Origin of the sequence: Sphingosinicella microcystinivorans (assembly GCF_003634215.1) — a bacterium.
Lineage (GTDB): Bacteria > Pseudomonadota > Alphaproteobacteria > Sphingomonadales > Sphingomonadaceae > Sphingosinicella > Sphingosinicella microcystinivorans.
In genome coordinates this window covers 128,812-145,197 of record NZ_RBWX01000011.1, presented here as the reverse complement: position 1 = coordinate 145,197, position 16,386 = coordinate 128,812, and the positions used below count along the sequence as shown (strand labels likewise).

General features: G+C 66.1%; 14 protein-coding genes. 5 read left to right on the top strand and 9 right to left on the bottom strand.

Annotated features, from left to right (window positions below):
- Window positions 1–45: 45 nt before the first annotated feature.
- From egtD to gluQRS, 6 genes are read right to left on the bottom strand one after another with little or no spacing between them, the layout of a single operon-like run.
- Entirely contained in the window at window positions 46–1,008 is a 963-nt protein-coding gene (gene egtD / locus DFR51_RS17015; RefSeq protein ID WP_121053367.1) for an L-histidine N(alpha)-methyltransferase, read from the bottom strand.
- A gap of 13 nt (window positions 1,009–1,021) precedes the next feature.
- Window positions 1,022–2,212, bottom strand: a complete 1,191-nt coding sequence (egtB, locus tag DFR51_RS17010; protein ID WP_121053366.1) for an ergothioneine biosynthesis protein EgtB — start codon at window positions 2,210–2,212, stop codon at window positions 1,022–1,024.
- A gap of 30 nt (window positions 2,213–2,242) precedes the next feature.
- Window positions 2,243–2,803, bottom strand: a complete 561-nt coding sequence (locus DFR51_RS17005) for a cob(I)yrinic acid a,c-diamide adenosyltransferase (protein ID WP_121053365.1) — start codon at window positions 2,801–2,803, stop codon at window positions 2,243–2,245.
- Window positions 2,804–2,807: 4 nt separating this feature from the next.
- Window positions 2,808–3,011: a twin transmembrane helix small protein gene (locus tag DFR51_RS17000; protein WP_121053364.1), complete on the bottom strand. Its 204-nt coding sequence runs from the start codon at window positions 3,009–3,011 to the stop codon at window positions 2,808–2,810.
- A gap of 55 nt (window positions 3,012–3,066) precedes the next feature.
- Complete coding sequence (locus DFR51_RS16995) at window positions 3,067–4,032, bottom strand: DUF481 domain-containing protein (RefSeq protein ID WP_121053363.1); 966 nt, start codon at window positions 4,030–4,032, stop codon at window positions 3,067–3,069.
- A 58-nt stretch (window positions 4,033–4,090) separates the two neighbouring features.
- Window positions 4,091–4,954 (bottom strand): tRNA glutamyl-Q(34) synthetase GluQRS, encoded by an 864-nt coding sequence (gene gluQRS, locus DFR51_RS16990; RefSeq protein WP_121053362.1) that lies wholly within the window; start codon window positions 4,952–4,954, stop codon window positions 4,091–4,093.
- A 155-nt stretch (window positions 4,955–5,109) separates the two neighbouring features.
- Between gluQRS and DFR51_RS16985 the strand changes: the two genes are divergently transcribed.
- Window positions 5,110–5,688, top strand: a complete 579-nt coding sequence (locus DFR51_RS16985; protein ID WP_121053361.1) for an HNH endonuclease — start codon at window positions 5,110–5,112, stop codon at window positions 5,686–5,688.
- A 47-nt stretch (window positions 5,689–5,735) separates the two neighbouring features.
- Window positions 5,736–8,438 (top strand): phosphoenolpyruvate carboxylase, encoded by a 2,703-nt coding sequence (ppc, locus tag DFR51_RS16980; protein ID WP_121053360.1) that lies wholly within the window; start codon window positions 5,736–5,738, stop codon window positions 8,436–8,438.
- On the opposite strand, the gene dapE is transcribed toward ppc, so the two are convergent.
- Entirely contained in the window at window positions 8,435–9,571 is a 1,137-nt protein-coding gene (gene dapE / locus DFR51_RS16975; RefSeq protein WP_121053359.1) for a succinyl-diaminopimelate desuccinylase, read from the bottom strand. The genes ppc and dapE overlap by 4 nt on opposite strands.
- A gap of 41 nt (window positions 9,572–9,612) precedes the next feature.
- Here dapE and DFR51_RS16970 point away from each other — a divergent pair, with 41 nt between their 5' ends.
- Both DFR51_RS16970 and DFR51_RS16965 read left to right on the top strand, forming a co-directional pair.
- Window positions 9,613–10,065 (top strand): cupin domain-containing protein, encoded by a 453-nt coding sequence (locus tag DFR51_RS16970; RefSeq protein WP_121053358.1) that lies wholly within the window; start codon window positions 9,613–9,615, stop codon window positions 10,063–10,065.
- Entirely contained in the window at window positions 10,062–10,637 is a 576-nt protein-coding gene (locus tag DFR51_RS16965) for a GNAT family N-acetyltransferase (RefSeq protein WP_121053357.1), read from the top strand. Before DFR51_RS16970 ends, DFR51_RS16965 begins: the two co-directional genes overlap by 4 nt.
- Here DFR51_RS16965 and DFR51_RS16960 read toward each other — a convergent pair.
- Both DFR51_RS16960 and DFR51_RS16955 read right to left on the bottom strand, forming a co-directional pair.
- A complete protein-coding gene (locus DFR51_RS16960) occupies window positions 10,624–11,391 on the bottom strand; it encodes an alpha/beta hydrolase (RefSeq protein ID WP_121053356.1) in 768 nt (255 codons plus the stop codon). The two genes, DFR51_RS16965 and DFR51_RS16960, sit on opposite strands and share 14 nt — an antisense overlap.
- A gap of 34 nt (window positions 11,392–11,425) precedes the next feature.
- Window positions 11,426–13,687: an NADP-dependent malic enzyme gene (locus DFR51_RS16955; RefSeq protein WP_121053355.1), complete on the bottom strand. Its 2,262-nt coding sequence runs from the start codon at window positions 13,685–13,687 to the stop codon at window positions 11,426–11,428.
- A gap of 104 nt (window positions 13,688–13,791) precedes the next feature.
- On the opposite strand from DFR51_RS16955, the gene mutS reads away from it, so the two are divergent.
- A complete protein-coding gene (gene mutS / locus DFR51_RS16950; protein WP_121053354.1) occupies window positions 13,792–16,386 on the top strand; it encodes a DNA mismatch repair protein MutS in 2,595 nt (864 codons plus the stop codon).

The following is a 16,386-nucleotide window of genomic DNA, read 5'->3' as shown; positions in this document are numbered from 1 at the left end:
CTGCGCCGTATTCGCAGGAAAACCGCTCCGCTTTTCCGCGATATTCTAAGGCTCCATTGCGTCCGCGTCTCCGCGCCACAGGTGGAAGCTGAACAACGCACGCGCGTCGGTCCAATAGCGGACCGGTCGCCAGCCGGCGGCGCGGGCCAGCAGCCGCGCCTCCTCGATCGTGTATTTGTGGCTGTTTTCGGTGTGAATCGTCTCTCCTTCGCGCAGAGAGAATGTCTCGCCGCCCGCATGGAAGCGGACATCGCGCGTCGCAGCGAGATGCATTTCGATACGCCCGAGGTCGTCGTTCCACGGCGCACGGTGTTCAAAGGCATCAAGCGGGATATTGCCATCCAGTTCGCGGTTGATCCGTGCCAGCAGGTTGAGGTTGAACGCCGCGGTCACCCCCGCAGAATCGTCATACGCCGCCTCGATCAAGCGCGGGTTCTTGCGCAGGTCGATGCCGATGGCCAGCCACGGCTCGCCCCCGAGCGTGGCACGGAATGCGCGCAGCAGGTCGACGGCGGCAGCGTGCGTGAGATTGCCGATCGTGGAGCCGGGGAAGAAGCCGATCATCGGGCGGCCCTTAACGGCACTGGGAAGTGCGATCGGCTTCGTGAAGTCTGCGGCCACCGGCAGGATATCGAGTTCCGGCAGCATCCGTGCCAGGCGGGCGGCGGCATCGCGCAGGAAACTCGCCGAAATATCGATCGGCACATAGGCGGCGGCGCGCAGTGCCTCCACGAAGACCGGGGTTTTGGTCGAGGAGCCGGAGCCGAACTCGACCACCACCTTGCCGGTGCCCGCTATGCGTCCGATTTCTGGTGCGTGCGCATTCAGGAGGCCGGTTTCAGTCCGGGTCGGGTAATATTCAGGAAGTTCAGTGATCTCCTCGAAAAGCTCGGAGCCGCGACGGTCGTAAAGGTAGCGTGCGGGGATCACCTTGCGAGGCTGCGAGAGGCCGCGCACCACGGCATCTGCAAAATCACTGTCCAGCAGGGTATCGGCGACTGACGTCATGACGCATCCGTTCCTAAATGTCCTTCGCCAGCCGCACGCCGGTGAATTGCCAGCGCTGGTGGGGATAGAAGAAGTTGCGATAGGTGGGGCGGGCATGGCCTGCGGGCGTCGCGCACGACGAACCGCGCAGCACGAACTGCCCGCACATGAACTTGCCATTATATTCGCCGACCGCCCCCGCCGCTGTGCGGAAGCCGGGGTAGGCGGTGTAAGCGCTTTGGGTCCACTGCCAGCAGGCGCCGAACATTTGGGACAGCGCCGGATTTTCGGGCATCGCTTCCCATTCCGTCTCGCGTGGCAGCCGCGCCCCTGCCCAGCGTGCGAAGGCGTCGGCCTCGAAATAGCTGACATGTGTTGCGGGCGCCGCGGCATCGACCGGCTGCCGTCCGGCGAGTGTCATCGTGGACCAGCTGCCGTCTTCACGCTGCCAGTAGAGCGGCGCGGTGACGTCATTTTGCTCCACCCACGCCCATCCGTCCGAAAGCCAGAGCGTCGGCGTGCGGTAGCCGCCATCGTCGATGAACGCCGCCCATTCGGCGTTCGTCACGAGTCGGGATCCGAGCGCGAAGGGTTGTAACAGCTCGGGGTGGCGGGGCATTTCGCAGTCGAACGCAAAGCTGTCTCCCGTGTGGCCGATGGAGACGATACCGCCGGGATGTGTCAGCCAGTCGTGGGCATTGGCGCCTGCCGCCGGGAAGGGGGCGTTTTCTGCATAGACGGGCGCTAGCGGGTTTTCCGAGAACAGGTGCAGGATATCGGTCAGCAGCAGTTCCTGATGCTGCTGTTCATGGTGGCAGCCGAGCGTGATCAGTGCGTGAGCGGTTTCCGGCAGGCCATTGAGCGCTCGCTCAAGCGCGTCGTCCACATGCGCGCGCCACGCGAGAATATCGGCAAGCGCCGGACGTGTCAGAAGCCCGCGACGATCGCGGCGCAGGCGCGGCCCTGCGGCCTCATAGTAGCTGTTGAACAGGAAGCCGTATCCCGGATCGAACACCTGATAGCTCGGCTCATGCGTGGCCAGCACGAAGGTTTCGAAGAACCATGTCGTGTGCGCCAGATGCCATTTCGCAGGGCTGGCATCGGGCATCGACTGCGCGCTCGCGTCCGCGTCCGAAAGCGGCGCGGCGAGATCGAGGCTGTGCCGCCGTGTTTCTGAAAGGAACCGGCGGAGCGCGGCGTGCGCAGAAACCGTTGTTGAATCCATGCGTCCTCCCCGTTCGGGAAGGGCCGCGGGTCAGCCGTCCCGGTTAGCGCCCGGAACCCAGAGCACGTCGGCCCTGCCCTTGTCGTTGCAGTGACGTGCCATGACAAACAAATGATCGGACAAACGGTTCAAATATTTGATCGGCAGATCGCCGATCGCATCGGTTTCATTGGCTTCCACCGCGATGCGCTCGGCGCGGCGCACGATGGTGCGCGCGACGTGAAGATGCGCGGCAAGCGCAGACCCGCCCGGCAGAATGAAGCTCGTCAGCGGCTCAAGATCGGCGTTCATCGCGTCGATTTCGCGCTCCAGCCGGTCGACCTGCGCCTGCGTGACGCGGAGCGCGCCCGTGATCTCTCCTGGCGTCGCGAGGTCGGCGCCCAGATCAAAAAGGTCGTTCTGGATGCGTGCGAGCATGGCGTCGTCCGGGCCCTCGGCATGCAGCCGCGCGACACCGATCGCGCTGTTCGCCTCGTCGGCGGTGCCATAGGCGGCGACCCGCGCGTCGTGCTTGGCGCGGCGGCTGCCGTCGACGAGGCCGGTGGTGCCGTCGTCTCCCGTGCGCGTATAAATCTTGTTGAGCTTGACCACGTCGTCAGCCGCCGTTCCGGGTCATCATGATCAGGATAATGACGAGAATCACGGTCACGCCCTGCAGCAACACACGGTAGCTCATCAGCTTGTTCGATTGCTGACCCGTGATGTCCTTGCCGCGCGCCATCACGATGATGCCGCGCACAAGGACGGCTGCGGTCGCTAGGGCGCCGAGCACGATGAGGGCGATGACGAGTCCGGTCATGGCTCAAGACTAATACGGGTTTCGGCGCGCATGTCACGCCGCTGCGTATCCGCGCTCAGAATTTGTAGACGAGGCTGGCGCGCGTCACCGTATCGGTCTTCACGCGGTCGTCGGGCGGATCAGTCTCGTGTTTCACGTCGAACGACAGGCGCGTCGAAAGGCTGCCGATCAGTTTCGTGGTCAGTGCGCTGTTCGCAAACAGCGTGTCGTTGCCGTTGCCCACGATGAAGCCCGCTTCTTCGGTGAAGATCAGATCGCCCACCACGGTCCAGCGCAGATTGGTTTTGCCGCGAAGGCTCAGCTCGCTGCGGCTGCGATCGGCGTCGGGTTCGAGTTCGTCGAAGACGAAGCGTGTCTGCCGAAGCGCCGGACCGCCTTCAAGCACAAGCCGCAGGCGCGGCTTTTCGGCCGCGATCCAACCGAAACCGGCGGATTCGGTGAAGCGGCGGCTGAAACCGGCGAAGCGATCGCTTTCCCAGCCGACGAAGCCGAAGGTGTAGAAGCGCGGGCTGAAACGGTGGTCGCCCTGATAGGAGGCGCCATAACGTTCGCGTGTGCGCTCACCATCCGATTCTTGGAAGTCGGCTTCGGCGAGCAGGCGGTGACGCCACGTCAGGCCCTGTTTCACAAGATCGATCTTGCCCGAAGCGCCGCGCTGGTCGGTGTTGCCGGTGGTCAGGGTCGCACCGAGTGCCGCCTCGCCCTCCCAGCCGTTGGTGAAACCCTGCGTTGCGAGGACCCGCTTGCGCTGCTTTTCGGCTTCCTGCGCGGCCCGGATTTCCGAGACCATCGCATCGATTTCAGCCATCGCCTGCGGCTGCGTGCGGCGCGCAAGCGCTGCGATCGTATCGAGCTGGCCGGGTTCGGCCGCTCGGATCATTTCGGCGACAGGCGCGGGCAGCACGCCTTCGGCGGGCTTTTCTTCGGCCGGGGCCACGGCAGGAAGCTCCGTGGCGGCAGATGTCTGCGCCGCAGCGGTGGCGGCAAAGCAGAAGGGAGCGGCGAGCGCGATACGCCACACGTGTCGATCTCCTTGTCATTCACCCCCCGGCGGGAACCGCCTAACAAAAGTCGGCGCGTCAGGCAAAACCCAGCTGATGCTTTATTGCGTCGGGGCTCACGCCGCGCGCGCGAAGCGCGGCAAGCGTTTCCGCGCGGTCGCGCTTGGCAAAGCGTTTGCCATCGGGGCCTCTGAGCAGCCCGTGGTGGTGATAATGCGGCGTCGGCAGGCCGAGCAGCGCCTGCAGCAGCCGGTGAATGTGCGTCGCGGAAAACAGGTCCTCACCGCGCACCACGTCGGTGATGCCCTGCAGCGCGTCATCGACCGTCACGGAAAGATGGTAGCTGGTGCCCGCGTCCTTGCGTGCGAGCACGACGTCACCTTCGGCTTCGGGCGTGGCGACGATGTTGCCGTGCGCTGCGTCGTGCCAGGAAAGTGGGCCGGTCAGGGCAGCAGCGCGGGCGATGTCGAGGCGCCATGCGTGCGGCTCCGTCATGCGACATGCGCGCATCTCCGGGTCCAGCGCGCGGCAGGTGCCGGGATAAAGCGGCTGCGCGCCGTGCGGCGCGGTCACCGCGGCGGCGATGTCGGCGCGCGTGCAGAAACAGGGGTACACGACCTCCATCGCCTGCAGGCGCGTGAGCGCCGCGGCATAGTCGGCCATGTGTTCGGATTGGCGGCGCACCGGCGTTTCCCATGTCAGGCCAAGCCAGGCGAGATCTTCGAAAATGCCGTCGGTAAATTCAGCACGGCAGCGCCCGGTGTCGATATCCTCGATGCGCAGCAGGAAGCGCCCTCCCTGCGCCTCTGCGAAGCGGAAAGCGGTAAGCGCCGAAAATGCGTGGCCCAGATGCAGGTGCCCTGTGGGGCTCGGCGCGAAGCGCGTGACGACCTTTATGTGGGCCTCCCCTGAAAATCTTGGTGCAGTCTGCACAAAGCGCATTGACCTAACCCCAGATCAAGTGGTGTCATAGCGGCGACACACAAGACGCTGTATGATGCGTGCAGTAAGGTTACGGACGGCCGGTGCGGCCGCCTTGCGTGCGACAGGGTACGGGTAGCGCCCCGGCAGTCCGCGAAAATGCGGATTGGGGCTCAATGTATACGACAGACCTTCTCGATGCGCGTGCGGTTTCGCCGGAAAGTTGTCCGGCATTGGTACTGAACGCCGATTACACACCGCTTTCCTATTATCCGCTCAGCCTGTGGTCGTGGCAGACCGCAATCAAGGCGGCTTTCCTCGATCGGGTTTCGGTGGTCGCCGAATACGACCGCGTTGTGCACAGTCCGCGTTTCGCGATGCGGCTGCCTTCCGTGATCGCGCTTCGGGACTATGTGAAGCCATCGTCCCATCCAGCGTTCACGCGCTTCAATCTGTTCCTGCGCGATCGATTCAGCTGCCAGTATTGCGGCACGCGGCACGATCTCACCTTCGATCACGTCGTGCCGCGCGCCTATGGCGGGCGCACCACATGGGCGAACGTCACCACCGCCTGCGCGCCCTGCAACCTCCGTAAAGGTGGGCGAACACCGGCCGAGGCGCACATGGCGCTGCGCTCGGCGCCGCGCCAGCCGACCGCGCACGAACTGCAGGTAAACGGTCGCGCCTTCCCGCCGCACCACCTTCACGAAACGTGGCGCGACTACCTCTATTGGGATACCGAACTCGAAGCCTGAGGCGATCTGCTGTTGCGGTGCAGCATCGGGGGGCATAGCCTTGCCGCATGACTTCTGTTCCGCTTCGCAATCCGTCCGCCATGCTCTCTGACCGCGATGAAGTGCGCCACCTCGGTCGCCTTCTCGGTGACGTCATTCGTGATTTCGACGGCAAAGCCGCGTTCGACACGATCGAGGCGCTTCGGCAGGCCTCTGTCGCGGTGCACCGCGACGACGGGCCGGAGCGGCGTGCCGAACTGGCGCGGCTGCTTGCCGGGCTGAGCCTTGATGACGCGGTGCGCTTCATCCGCGGCTTCCTCAACTTCTCGCTGCTTGCGAACATCGCTGAAGACCGGCAGGCGGCGATCGTACCGGAGGGATCGGAAACCCGGCCCGAACGCCTCGAAGGCGCGCTTGCCGAACTGGCCCGGCACGGCGTTGCGCAAGGCGAGGTCGCAGCCACGCTCGCGGGCGCGCTCATTTCGCCGGTGCTCACTGCGCATCCCACCGAGGTGCGGCGCAAGAGCGTGATCGACCGGGAAAGCGCCATCGCCGAACTCGTCGCGCGCCGTCCGTCAGCCGCCGATGGCGAGGCCGTCGATGCAGAGCTTTACCGCCAGATCGCGCTGCTCTGGCAGACGCGGCCCCTGCGTGCGGTTCGCCTGCTTGTGGTCGACGAGATCGCGAACGTGCTGTCAGTGATGCGCGATAGTCTGCTTCCGGTGCTGCCCGCGCTGCATCGCCGCGCCGAGGCGCTGACAGGTGCGGATGTCGGCAGTTTTCTGAAGCCGGGAAGCTGGATCGGCGGCGACCGCGACGGCAACCCGTTCGTGACCGCTGAAACGCTGAAGGCTGCGCTCGGCGGGCAGGCGCGCGCCGTGCTGCAATATTATCTGGACGAGGTGCACAGGCTCGGCGCAGAGCTTTCGATCAGCGCATCGATCGCGGGTATCACGCCTGAACTCGCGGCGCTTGCCGACGAAAGCGGCGATGAGTCACCGCACCGGCAGGACGAGCCTTATCGCCGCGCGCTTTCGGGCGTTTATGCGCGGCTCGCCGAAACGCATGTGGAGCTCACCGGCGCCCGCGCGCCGCGCGCCTCGGCGCTGATCGCGGAGAGCTACGGCACACCGGAAGCGCTGATCGCCGACCTCGAGGTGGTGCGCGCAAGCCTCGTCGCGCATGGTGGCGAGCGGCTGGTGGGCAATCGTCTTGGCGATCTGATCCGCGCCGCGCGCATCTTCGGCTTCCACCTCGCCTCGCTCGACATGCGGCAGAACAGCGGCGTGCACCGCGCCGTCGTCGCGGAGCTGCTGCGTGAGGCGGGTGTATGCGGCGACTACGAGGCGCTTGGGACGGACGAACGCACCGCATTGCTGCGCGGCGAACTCGCGCACCGGCGCCTCCTTGTCAGTCCGTTCGCGGACTATTCGGAAACGACCCGAAGCGAACTCGCTATCCTCCGCGCCGCCGCCGAGGCTCACGCGCGTTACGGTGCCGCGTCGGTCCGCAACTATTTGATCTCGCACTCGACCTGCGTCGCCGACCTGTTCGAGGTGTACCTGCTTCTCAAGGAAGTCGGCCTCTATCGCCCCGGCGACGTTCCCGTGTGTGACGTCATGGTGTCGCCGCTCTTCGAAACGATCGAGGATCTCGAAGCCGCGCCCGCCGTGATGCGCGCGTTTCTGGCGATGCCCGAGGCGCAGGCGCTCGCCGTTGCACGCGGCGGCGTGCAGGAGGTGATGATCGGCTATTCGGACAGCAACAAGGACGGCGGCTATCTGACGTCGAGCTGGGCGCTCTTTGAAGCCTCGCGCGCGCTTGCGGGTGTGTTCGCCGAGGCGGGTGTGCGGCTCCAGCTGTTCCACGGGCGCGGCGGAACGGTGGGGCGCGGCGGTGGCTCCGCGTTTGCCGGCATCCGCGCGCAGCCGCCGGGTACGGTCGGCGGGCGAATCCGTATCACGGAGCAGGGCGAGGTGATCGCCTCCAAGTATGGCACGCCCGCACTGGCCGCGCTCAGCCTGGAGACGATGACGTCAGCAACGTTGCTCGCGACGCTCGCGCCGCCCGAAACCGACCCCGCCGACCTGGCGCGCTTCCGCGCGGCGATGGAGACGCTGAGCGGCACGGCGCGCGCGGCTTATCGCGGGCTCGTTTACGAGACGCCTGGCTTCAACACGTACTTTCGCGCCGCAACGCCGGTGGGCGAGATCGCCGAGCTCAAGATCGGCTCGCGGCCCTCGTCGCGCACCAAGTCCGACCGTATCGAAGATCTGCGCGCGATCCCCTGGGTGTTCAGCTGGTCGCAGTCGCGCGTGATGCTGCCGGGCTGGTACGGCGTCGGCGCCGCGCTTGCGGCGTTCGAGGACAAGGGCCTTCTGCGCGCGATGAACGCCGAGTGGCCGTTCTTCGCGGCGACGCTTTCGAACATGGCGATGGTGCTCGCGAAATCCGACATCGATATCGCCGCGCTCTACAGCGAGCTGGTCGAGGACGAAGCCCTGCGCGGCACCGTGTTCGGCGGGATCAGCGCGGGTTGGCACCGCACCTGCGACGCGCTGCTCGATATCACCGGCAACGCCGATGTTCTTGGCGACGATCCCGTCCTCGCGCGCCGCATCCGCATGCGCCTGCCTTATATCGAGCCGCTGAACGCCTTGCAGGTGGAACTCATCCGACGCTACCGGCGCGGCGAGACGGATGCCCGTGTGCGCGAAGGCATCCACCTCACGATCAACGGCATCGCGGCGGGTCTCAGGAACAGCGGTTAGGCGAAATACGTGCGGAGAATGCGCCCGTAGATGCGGGTGAGCGTGTGGAGATCGTCCACCGCGACATGCTCGTCGGTCTTGTGCATCGATTGGCCGGGCAGGCCGAACTCGACAACCGGGCACAGCCGCCGGATGAAGCGCGCGTCGGAGGTGCCGCCGCTTGTCGAGAATTCGGTTTCAGCGCCTGTCTCAGCGCGGATCGCATCGGCGAGAAGCGCGCTGAAATCGCCGGGTTCGGTGAGGAACGCCTCGCCCGAAATCTTCGCCTCGACGCTGGCACCCGCCGTTTCCCGCGCAGCGACCTTTTCGATCCACTGGACCAGCTCCGCGCCGGTATGCTCGTCGTTGAAACGGATGTTGAGCCGCGCTTCCGCCTGCGCCGGGATCACGTTCGTCGCCGGGTTGCCGACGGTCATGTCGGTGATTTCGAGGTTCGACGGATCGAACCACGCATTGCCGGTATCGAGTTCGCGCGCCTGCAGCGCGTGGAGGATGTTGACGAGGTGGCGGACGGGGTTGTCGGCCATGTGCGGATAGGCGACGTGGCCCTGCGCGCCCTGCACGCGAATCCAAACGTTCACCGAGCCGCGCCGTCCGATCTTCACCATGTCCCCGAGACGCTGACGGCTGGTGGGTTCGCCAACGAGGCAGTGATCGGGGACGTTGCTGGTTGCCTCCATCCAGTCGAGCAGCGGCTTCGTGCCGAACGTCGCCGGGCCTTCCTCATCGCCGGTGATGATGAAGCTGAGCGAGCCCTGCGCGGGAATATTCTCCGCCGCCGCCGCGACGAACGCGGCAATGGCGCCCTTCATATCGGCAGCGCCGCGCCCCACGAGCTGGCCGTTTCGCACCTCGGCGGCGAACGGCTCGACGGACCAGCCGTCGCGATTGCCCACCGGCACGACATCGGTGTGTCCGGCGAAGGCAAAATGCGGGCCACTGCTGCCGATGCGGGCGAACAGGTTGTGCACCGGGCCGTCGGGCGCCTCGCCCCACACGTGCCGCCACACCTTGAAGCCGATCGCCTCCAGCGCTTCGGCGAGCACGGCCTGCGCGCCCTCGTCGCGCGGCGTGATGCTGGGGCAGTGGATGAGCGCGCGGGCAAGCGCGAGCGGATCGATGGCGGCAGACATGAGAGGTGCTTATAATGGCGCCGCCAGCTTAAGGAAGCGCCATGCCAAAACTCGATCTCGATGCCATCCCCGAAGTCTGCCGCACCGGCTATCCCGCACCCTATAACGCCGCCGTCGCGGGGCGGCACTACCGGCGCCTCACGGGGCCGGGCGGCCTAACCGATTTCGGCGTCAATTTCTGCAGGCTTGAGCCCGGAGCATGGTCGAGCCAGCGCCACTGGCACAGCAAGGAAGACGAATTCGCCATGCTGATTTCAGGCGAGGCGGTGCTGGTGACGAATGCGGGCGAAACGGTGATGCGGCCCGGCGACTGCGCGGCCTTTCCCAAGAACGACGGCGATGCGCACCATTTCGTGAACCGATCGAATGCGGACGCGGTGCTGCTCGTCGTCGGTACGAATGTGCCGGACGATATGTGCACCTATCCTGATATCGATATGCACCTGCCGCGAAACGATGGTCCCTTCACGCGCAAGGACGGCAGCGCGTTTTGATCGCGGACGCACGCGATGCGGAAGCGGCCGGCGCGATCATTGCGCGCGCGTTCCATGACGATCCTGTCAATCGCTGGGTGTTCGGTTCCCGCCCGATGGCGCCGACGTTCACCGCGCTGGCCCGTCATCTCTATCTGGTGCGGGGCTTCGGGCATGTGGCGGGTGCCGATGGCGCAACGCTTTGGCTTATGAATGCGCGCGACAAGGATGCGGGGCTGATCGCTACGCTCAAGGTCGCGGGCGCGCTCGGCCTCAGTGCGGGGCTCGGTGCCATGCGGCGCGGTCTCGCGCTCGATGCGGTTTTCAGCAAGGCGCATCCTCCGCAGCCGCACGCCTTCCTGTTCGCGGTCGGCGTGGTTCCAGAGGCGCAGGGCAAGGGTCTTGGCGGCGCGCTGATCCGTGCGGGCCTGCAGCGTGTCGATGCCGCGGGTCTGCCCTGCTATCTCGAAAGCACGAAGGAACGGAATCTGCCGCTTTACCGACACTTCGGATTTCAGGATCTGCCGCGCCTCGAAGCGCCGCGCGGATGCCCGCCGGTCTGGCCGATGTGGAGGCCGGCTAGAGCTGCCTGAGAAAGCTGTCCATTTCCGCCGCGACCTTTTCGCGGACGGGATCATGGAACAGCCAATGCCCGGCGCCCGTGATCTCGCGATAGTCGGTGTGGCCGGTGAGCGCGCGTGCGGTCGCGCGGGCGACGGCGATGGGCGTCACCCGGTCGCGATCGCCGACGACGACCAGCGATGGCATCGACAGCCGCGAATATTCGACATGCGAGGCGCGGCTCTTGTCGGCCCATGGGATCGAAATCTGGAAAAGAACGCGGCCCGAATCCCAAACCAGCTTCGCGATTTCCGCATTGGCGATGTCGTGCGGCACCTCGTTGAAGATACCCCAGCGCGCGCGCTCCGCATCGATCTTCGTAGGCTGTTTCCACCATTGACGCTTCATGGTGATCCCGAACACCGTGCGCATCGGCGCAAGGGAAATACTCTGCGCCTGCGCGGTCGGCGCGGGGGAGAGCAGCACCAGCCCGCGCGCGCCAGTGGCCTCCGCGACCTTCTGCGCCAGCATGCCTCCCATCGAATGTCCGATGATAACCGGGCTTTCGGGCAGGGTGCGGACAACGGCCGCAACGGCATCGACATAGTCCTGAACGCCGATGGTGGCGAGGATCGGTGAAGGCGGCTCGGCAGGGTCGACGTCGTGATACGGGAGCGCCGGAACCTCAACGGTATGACCGGCGGCCCGGTAGCGGTCCGCAAACCAATCCCACACATGCGGCGTCGACCACATGCCATGGATGAAGAGAAGCGGCGGCTTGCTCATGGACGGGCCCTCCGGTTCGCCAAACAGGGGCAGGTTAGTCGACAACGCCGCTTGCCGCCAGCACTGCCATCGTAACAAGATCGCTCGTCGTCGAGGTCATCGGCACGATCTGTACCGGCTTCGACATGCCCATCAGCAGCGGCCCGAACACACGGCCGCCGCCCAGCTCCTTCAGCAGCTTCGCGGAGATGTTCGCGGAATGGAGCCCCGGCATGATCAGCACGTTGGCGGGCCCCGTGAGGCGGCTGAACGGATAGAGCTTCGCCATGTCACGATTGAGCGCGACGTCGGCGGACATCTCGCCCTCGTATTCGAAACCGACGCGGCGATCGTCGAGCACGGCGACCGCTTCGCGCAGCACGTTGGTGATGTCCCCCGGCGGGTTGCCGAAGTTCGAATAAGAGAGGAACGCGACACGCGGCGTCTTGCCCATGCGGCGTGCGACGCTCGCGGTCTGCTCGGCGATGTCGGCGAGCTGCTCGGCGCTCGGGCGCTCGTTCACCGTCGTGTCGGCGATGAGGAAGCTGTCGGAGCGGCCGACGATGAGGTGGATACCGAAGGGCACGTGGCGCGGCGCGGGGTCGATCACCTGCTGCACCTGGCTCAGCGTTTGACTGAAATGGCGCGTCACACCGGTGACGAGCACGTCGCCGTGGCCGAGCGCGACGAGGAGCGCGCCGAAGATGTTGCGGTCCTGGTTCACCATGCGCTGCGCGTCACGGTAAAGCACGCCTTTGCGCTGCAGCCGGCGATAGAGATACTCAGCCATGCCGGGGACGAGCGGGCTGATGCGGCTGTTGTGAATCTCGAAGGCGGCGGCGTCGTCGACGCCGAGTTTGCGCAGCCCCTCCTTCACGCGGTCGTCGCGGCCGACGAGCACGGGGATGCCGTAGCCGGCGTTCTTGATGGTGATGGCGGCGCGCAGCACGGTCTCTTCCTCACCCTCGGCGAAGACGATGCGCTTCGGGTTCGCTTTCGCGGCATCATAGCTGTTTGAAAGCACGGCGGTTGTCGGGTTGAGCCGGGCGCGCAGTTCAGTGCGGTACGCGTCCTCATCGATGATCGGGCGCTGCGCCACGCCGGTGCGCATCGCGGCGCGGGCGACGGCAAGCGGGATCGCCTCGATGAGGCGCGGATCGAACGGCGCCGGGATGATGTATTCGGGACCGAACACGGGCTGCTTGCCATAGGCGACCGCGACTTCATCGGGCACGGTTTCGCGCGCGAGGTCGGCAAGCGCTTCGGCGGCGGCGATCTTCATCTCCTCGTTGATCGTCGTTGCGCGCACATCGAGCGCGCCGCGGAAGATATACGGGAAGCCGAGAACATTGTTGACCTGGTTCGGATAATCGGAGCGGCCCGTTGCGATGATCGCGTCGGAGCGCACGGCATGCGCGTCTTCGGGCAGGATTTCGGGAACCGGGTTCGCCATCGCGAAGATGATGGGGTTGGGCGCCATCGCCTTCACCATTTCGGGGCTCAAGGCGCCAGCGGCGGAAAGGCCGAGGAAGACGTCCGCACCCTGCATGGCATCCAGCAGTGTCCGCTCTTCGGTTTCGATCGCGTAGGCGGATTTCCACTGGTTGAGATTTTGGCGGTCCTTGTGGATCACGCCTTCGCGGTCGCACATGCGGACGTTGGTGCGCGGCATTCCCATCGCGATGATAAGCTCGGCGCAGGCGATGGCGGCGGCGCCCGCGCCGTTAACCACCATCTTCACGTCCTTGATCGATTTGCCGGTGATCCTGAGCGCGTTGATGAGGCCGGCGGCGGAGATGATTGCGGTGCCGTGCTGGTCGTCGTGGAACACGGGGATGTTCATCATCTCGCGCAGGCGGCTTTCGATGATGAAGCAGTCGGGGGAAGCGATGTCTTCAAGGTTGATGCCGCCAAAGCTCGGCTCCATCAGCGAGATGGCGCTCACCAGTGCATCGACGTCCTCGCTCGCCAGTTCGATGTCGATCGCGTCGACGTCGGCGAAGCGCTTGAAGAGAACCGCCTTGCCTTCCATCACCGGCTTCGAGGCGAGCGCGCCGAGGTTGCCGAGGCCGAGGATGGCAGTGCCGTTGGAGATGACGGCGACCAGATTGCCCTTGGCGGTGTAGTCGTAGGCGAGCACGGGATCGGCGGCGATCGCTTCCACGGGCACGGCGACGCCGGGAGAATAAGCGAGGCTGAGGTCGCGCTGAGTCGCCATCGGCTTCGATGAGATAATCTCGATCTTGCCCGGGCGGCCCTGCGAATGGAATTGCAGGGCTTCCTGATCGCTGAACTTGATCGAACTGCCTTTTGACAAATGTTTTCTCCACCAAGGCGCCTGAGATCGCTATTAGCGTCCGCATGTGCGCTGACGCCAGTCCTCAATCCGTGAAATCTGTAAAAGCGGATTCCCCCTCGCCCATGATGGAGCAGTACCTCGCGCTGAAGGCAGAGGCTGGGGAGAGCCTGCTGTTCTTCCGCATGGGCGATTTCTACGAGATGTTCTTTCAGGATGCTGTCGCGGCGGCGGGTGCGCTCGATATCGCGCTCACGAAGCGCGGCCAGCATCTGGGCGAAGACATCCCGATGTGCGGCGTTCCCGCGCACAGTCACGAAACATATCTTGCGCGGCTCATTTCAAAAGGCTTCCGCGTGGCCATCGCCGAGCAGGTCGAAGACCCGGCGGAGGCGAAGAAGCGCGGTTCGAAATCGGTGGTGCGCCGCGCTGTCATTCGCGTCGTCACGCCGGGCACGCTGACCGAGGAAAATCTGCTCGATGCGCGCAGCGCGAACCGGCTTGCCGCAGTGGGCGAGGCGGAAGGCCGCATGGGCCTCGCGTGGTGCGATCTGTCGTCGGGCGAGTTCATGACCGCGCCCGTCGATGCCGCGCTCGTCGGCGCGGAACTGGCGCGGCTACGTCCTGCCGAGCTCCTCGTCGCAGACGGTCGGGAAGCGCCTTCGGGGCAGCTGGTCGCCATGCGTCCGCGTGGCGACTTCGACAGCACGGCGGGCGAGCGCAAGCTGTGCCATCGCTTCGGCGTCGGCACACTCGACGGCTTCGGCACCTTCACGCGCGCTGAACTCGCGGCGGCCGGAGCGTTGCTCGCGTTCGTCGAGGCAACACAGAAAGACGCCGCCGTCCGCCTGCGTCCGCCCGCGCGGCACCTCCCTGAAAGTGCGATGCTGATCGATGCGGCGACGCGCGCCAGTCTGGAGCTTGCCGAGACGATGGCGGGCAGCCGCAAGGGCTCGCTCCTCGACTGCATCGATCTCACTGTCACGGGTGCGGGGGCGCGGCGCCTCGCCGCCGACCTCGCAGCGCCGCTTACCGATCCGGCGGCGGTTGCGCGTCGGCTCGATCTCGTCGGCTGGTTCGTCGGCGCGCCGACCATCCGTGAACGCGTCCGCGCTGCGCTGAAGCGCATTGCCGACATCGAGCGCGCACTCGGCCGGCTCTCCGCCGGGCGCGGCAGTCCGCGCGATCTCGGCCTGCTGCGCGATGCGCTGCAGGGCGCGCTCGATCTGAAGCGCATGCTTTCGGAAAGCCAGCTCGGCGTGCCGGCAATGCTTGCGGAATGTCTGGATCGGATCGGGCCGCACGGCGCACTTGTCGAAGGGCTTGCCGCCGCGCTCGTACCGGAGCCGGGCTTTTCGGTGTCCGATGGCGGTTTCGTCGCCGAAGGCTTCGACCCCGTGCTCGATGAGCTGCGCGGGCTCGCGCAGGATGGCCGCCGCCACATCGCGGCGCTCGAGGCCCGCTACCGCGATGCGACCGGAATCGCCACGCTCAAGATCCGCCACAACAACGTGCTCGGCTATCACGTCGAGGTTGCAGCGCGTCATGCCGATCCGCTGATGGCGGCGGACAGCGGCTTCACGCATCGTCAGACGCTCGCGGGCGTCGTGCGTTTCAACAGCGTGGACCTGGCCGATCTCGCGGCGCGCATCGCCGAGGCGTCGACAAAGGCACTTGCTTTGGAAACCGCGCACTTCGCGACGCTTCGCGATACCGTGATCGAAGAGGCGGAGGCCGCCGGAGAAACCGCCGCCGCGCTCGCGCGCATCGATGTCGCCGCCGCGCTCGCCGAGCTTGCCGCGCGTGGCGGCTGGGTACGTCCGGAGGTGGATGCAAGCACGGCATTCGACATTCGCGGCGGCCGTCATCCGGTCGTCGAGGCGGCACTCGGCGCGAAGCGCGAGGCGTTCGTCGCCAACGATTGCGATCTCGGACCGGAATGCCGCCTGTGGCTGCTCACCGGCCCCAACATGGCGGGTAAGTCGACGTTTCTGCGGCAGAATGCGCTTCTCGCGGTGCTCGCGCAGACGGGAAGTTTCGTGCCTGCGGCGTCAGCGCACATCGGCATTGTCGACCGTCTGTTCAGCCGCGTCGGCGCGTCGGACAATCTCGCCGAGGGGCGCTCTACCTTCATGGTCGAAATGGTCGAGACGGCGGCGATCCTGCGCCAGGCGACGGCGCGCTCGCTTGTCATTCTCGATGAGGTCGGGCGCGGAACCTCCACCTACGACGGGCTCGCCATCGCGTGGGCCGTGGTGGAGGCGGTGCACGACAGCCTTGCCAGCCGCTGCCTGTTCGCGACGCACTATCACGAGCTGACAGCACTCGCCGAGCGCCTCTCCGCCGTCCACCTCGCCACCGTGAAGGTGCGCGAATGGAAGGGTGATCTCGTGTTCCTGCACGAGGTGATCGCCGGCGCGGCGGATCGCAGCTACGGCCTCGCCGTCGCGCGGCTCGCGGGGTTGCCAGAGCTCGTGACGCACCGCGCATCCGAAGTGCTGGCACGGCTGGAGCAGGGCAAGGCGAAGACCGGCGGCATCGCTGCGGGGCTCGGCGACCTGCCGCTGTTCAGCGCCGCGGCACCGGCGGCGCCAGCCCGCGATGCGCTGCGGGATGCGCTCGCCGCGCTTCGGCCGGACGAAATGAGTCCGCGCGCCGCGCTCGATGCGCTCTACGATCTCAAGCGCTTGGCAGACGGCGGCGGAGGGGCGATATCATGA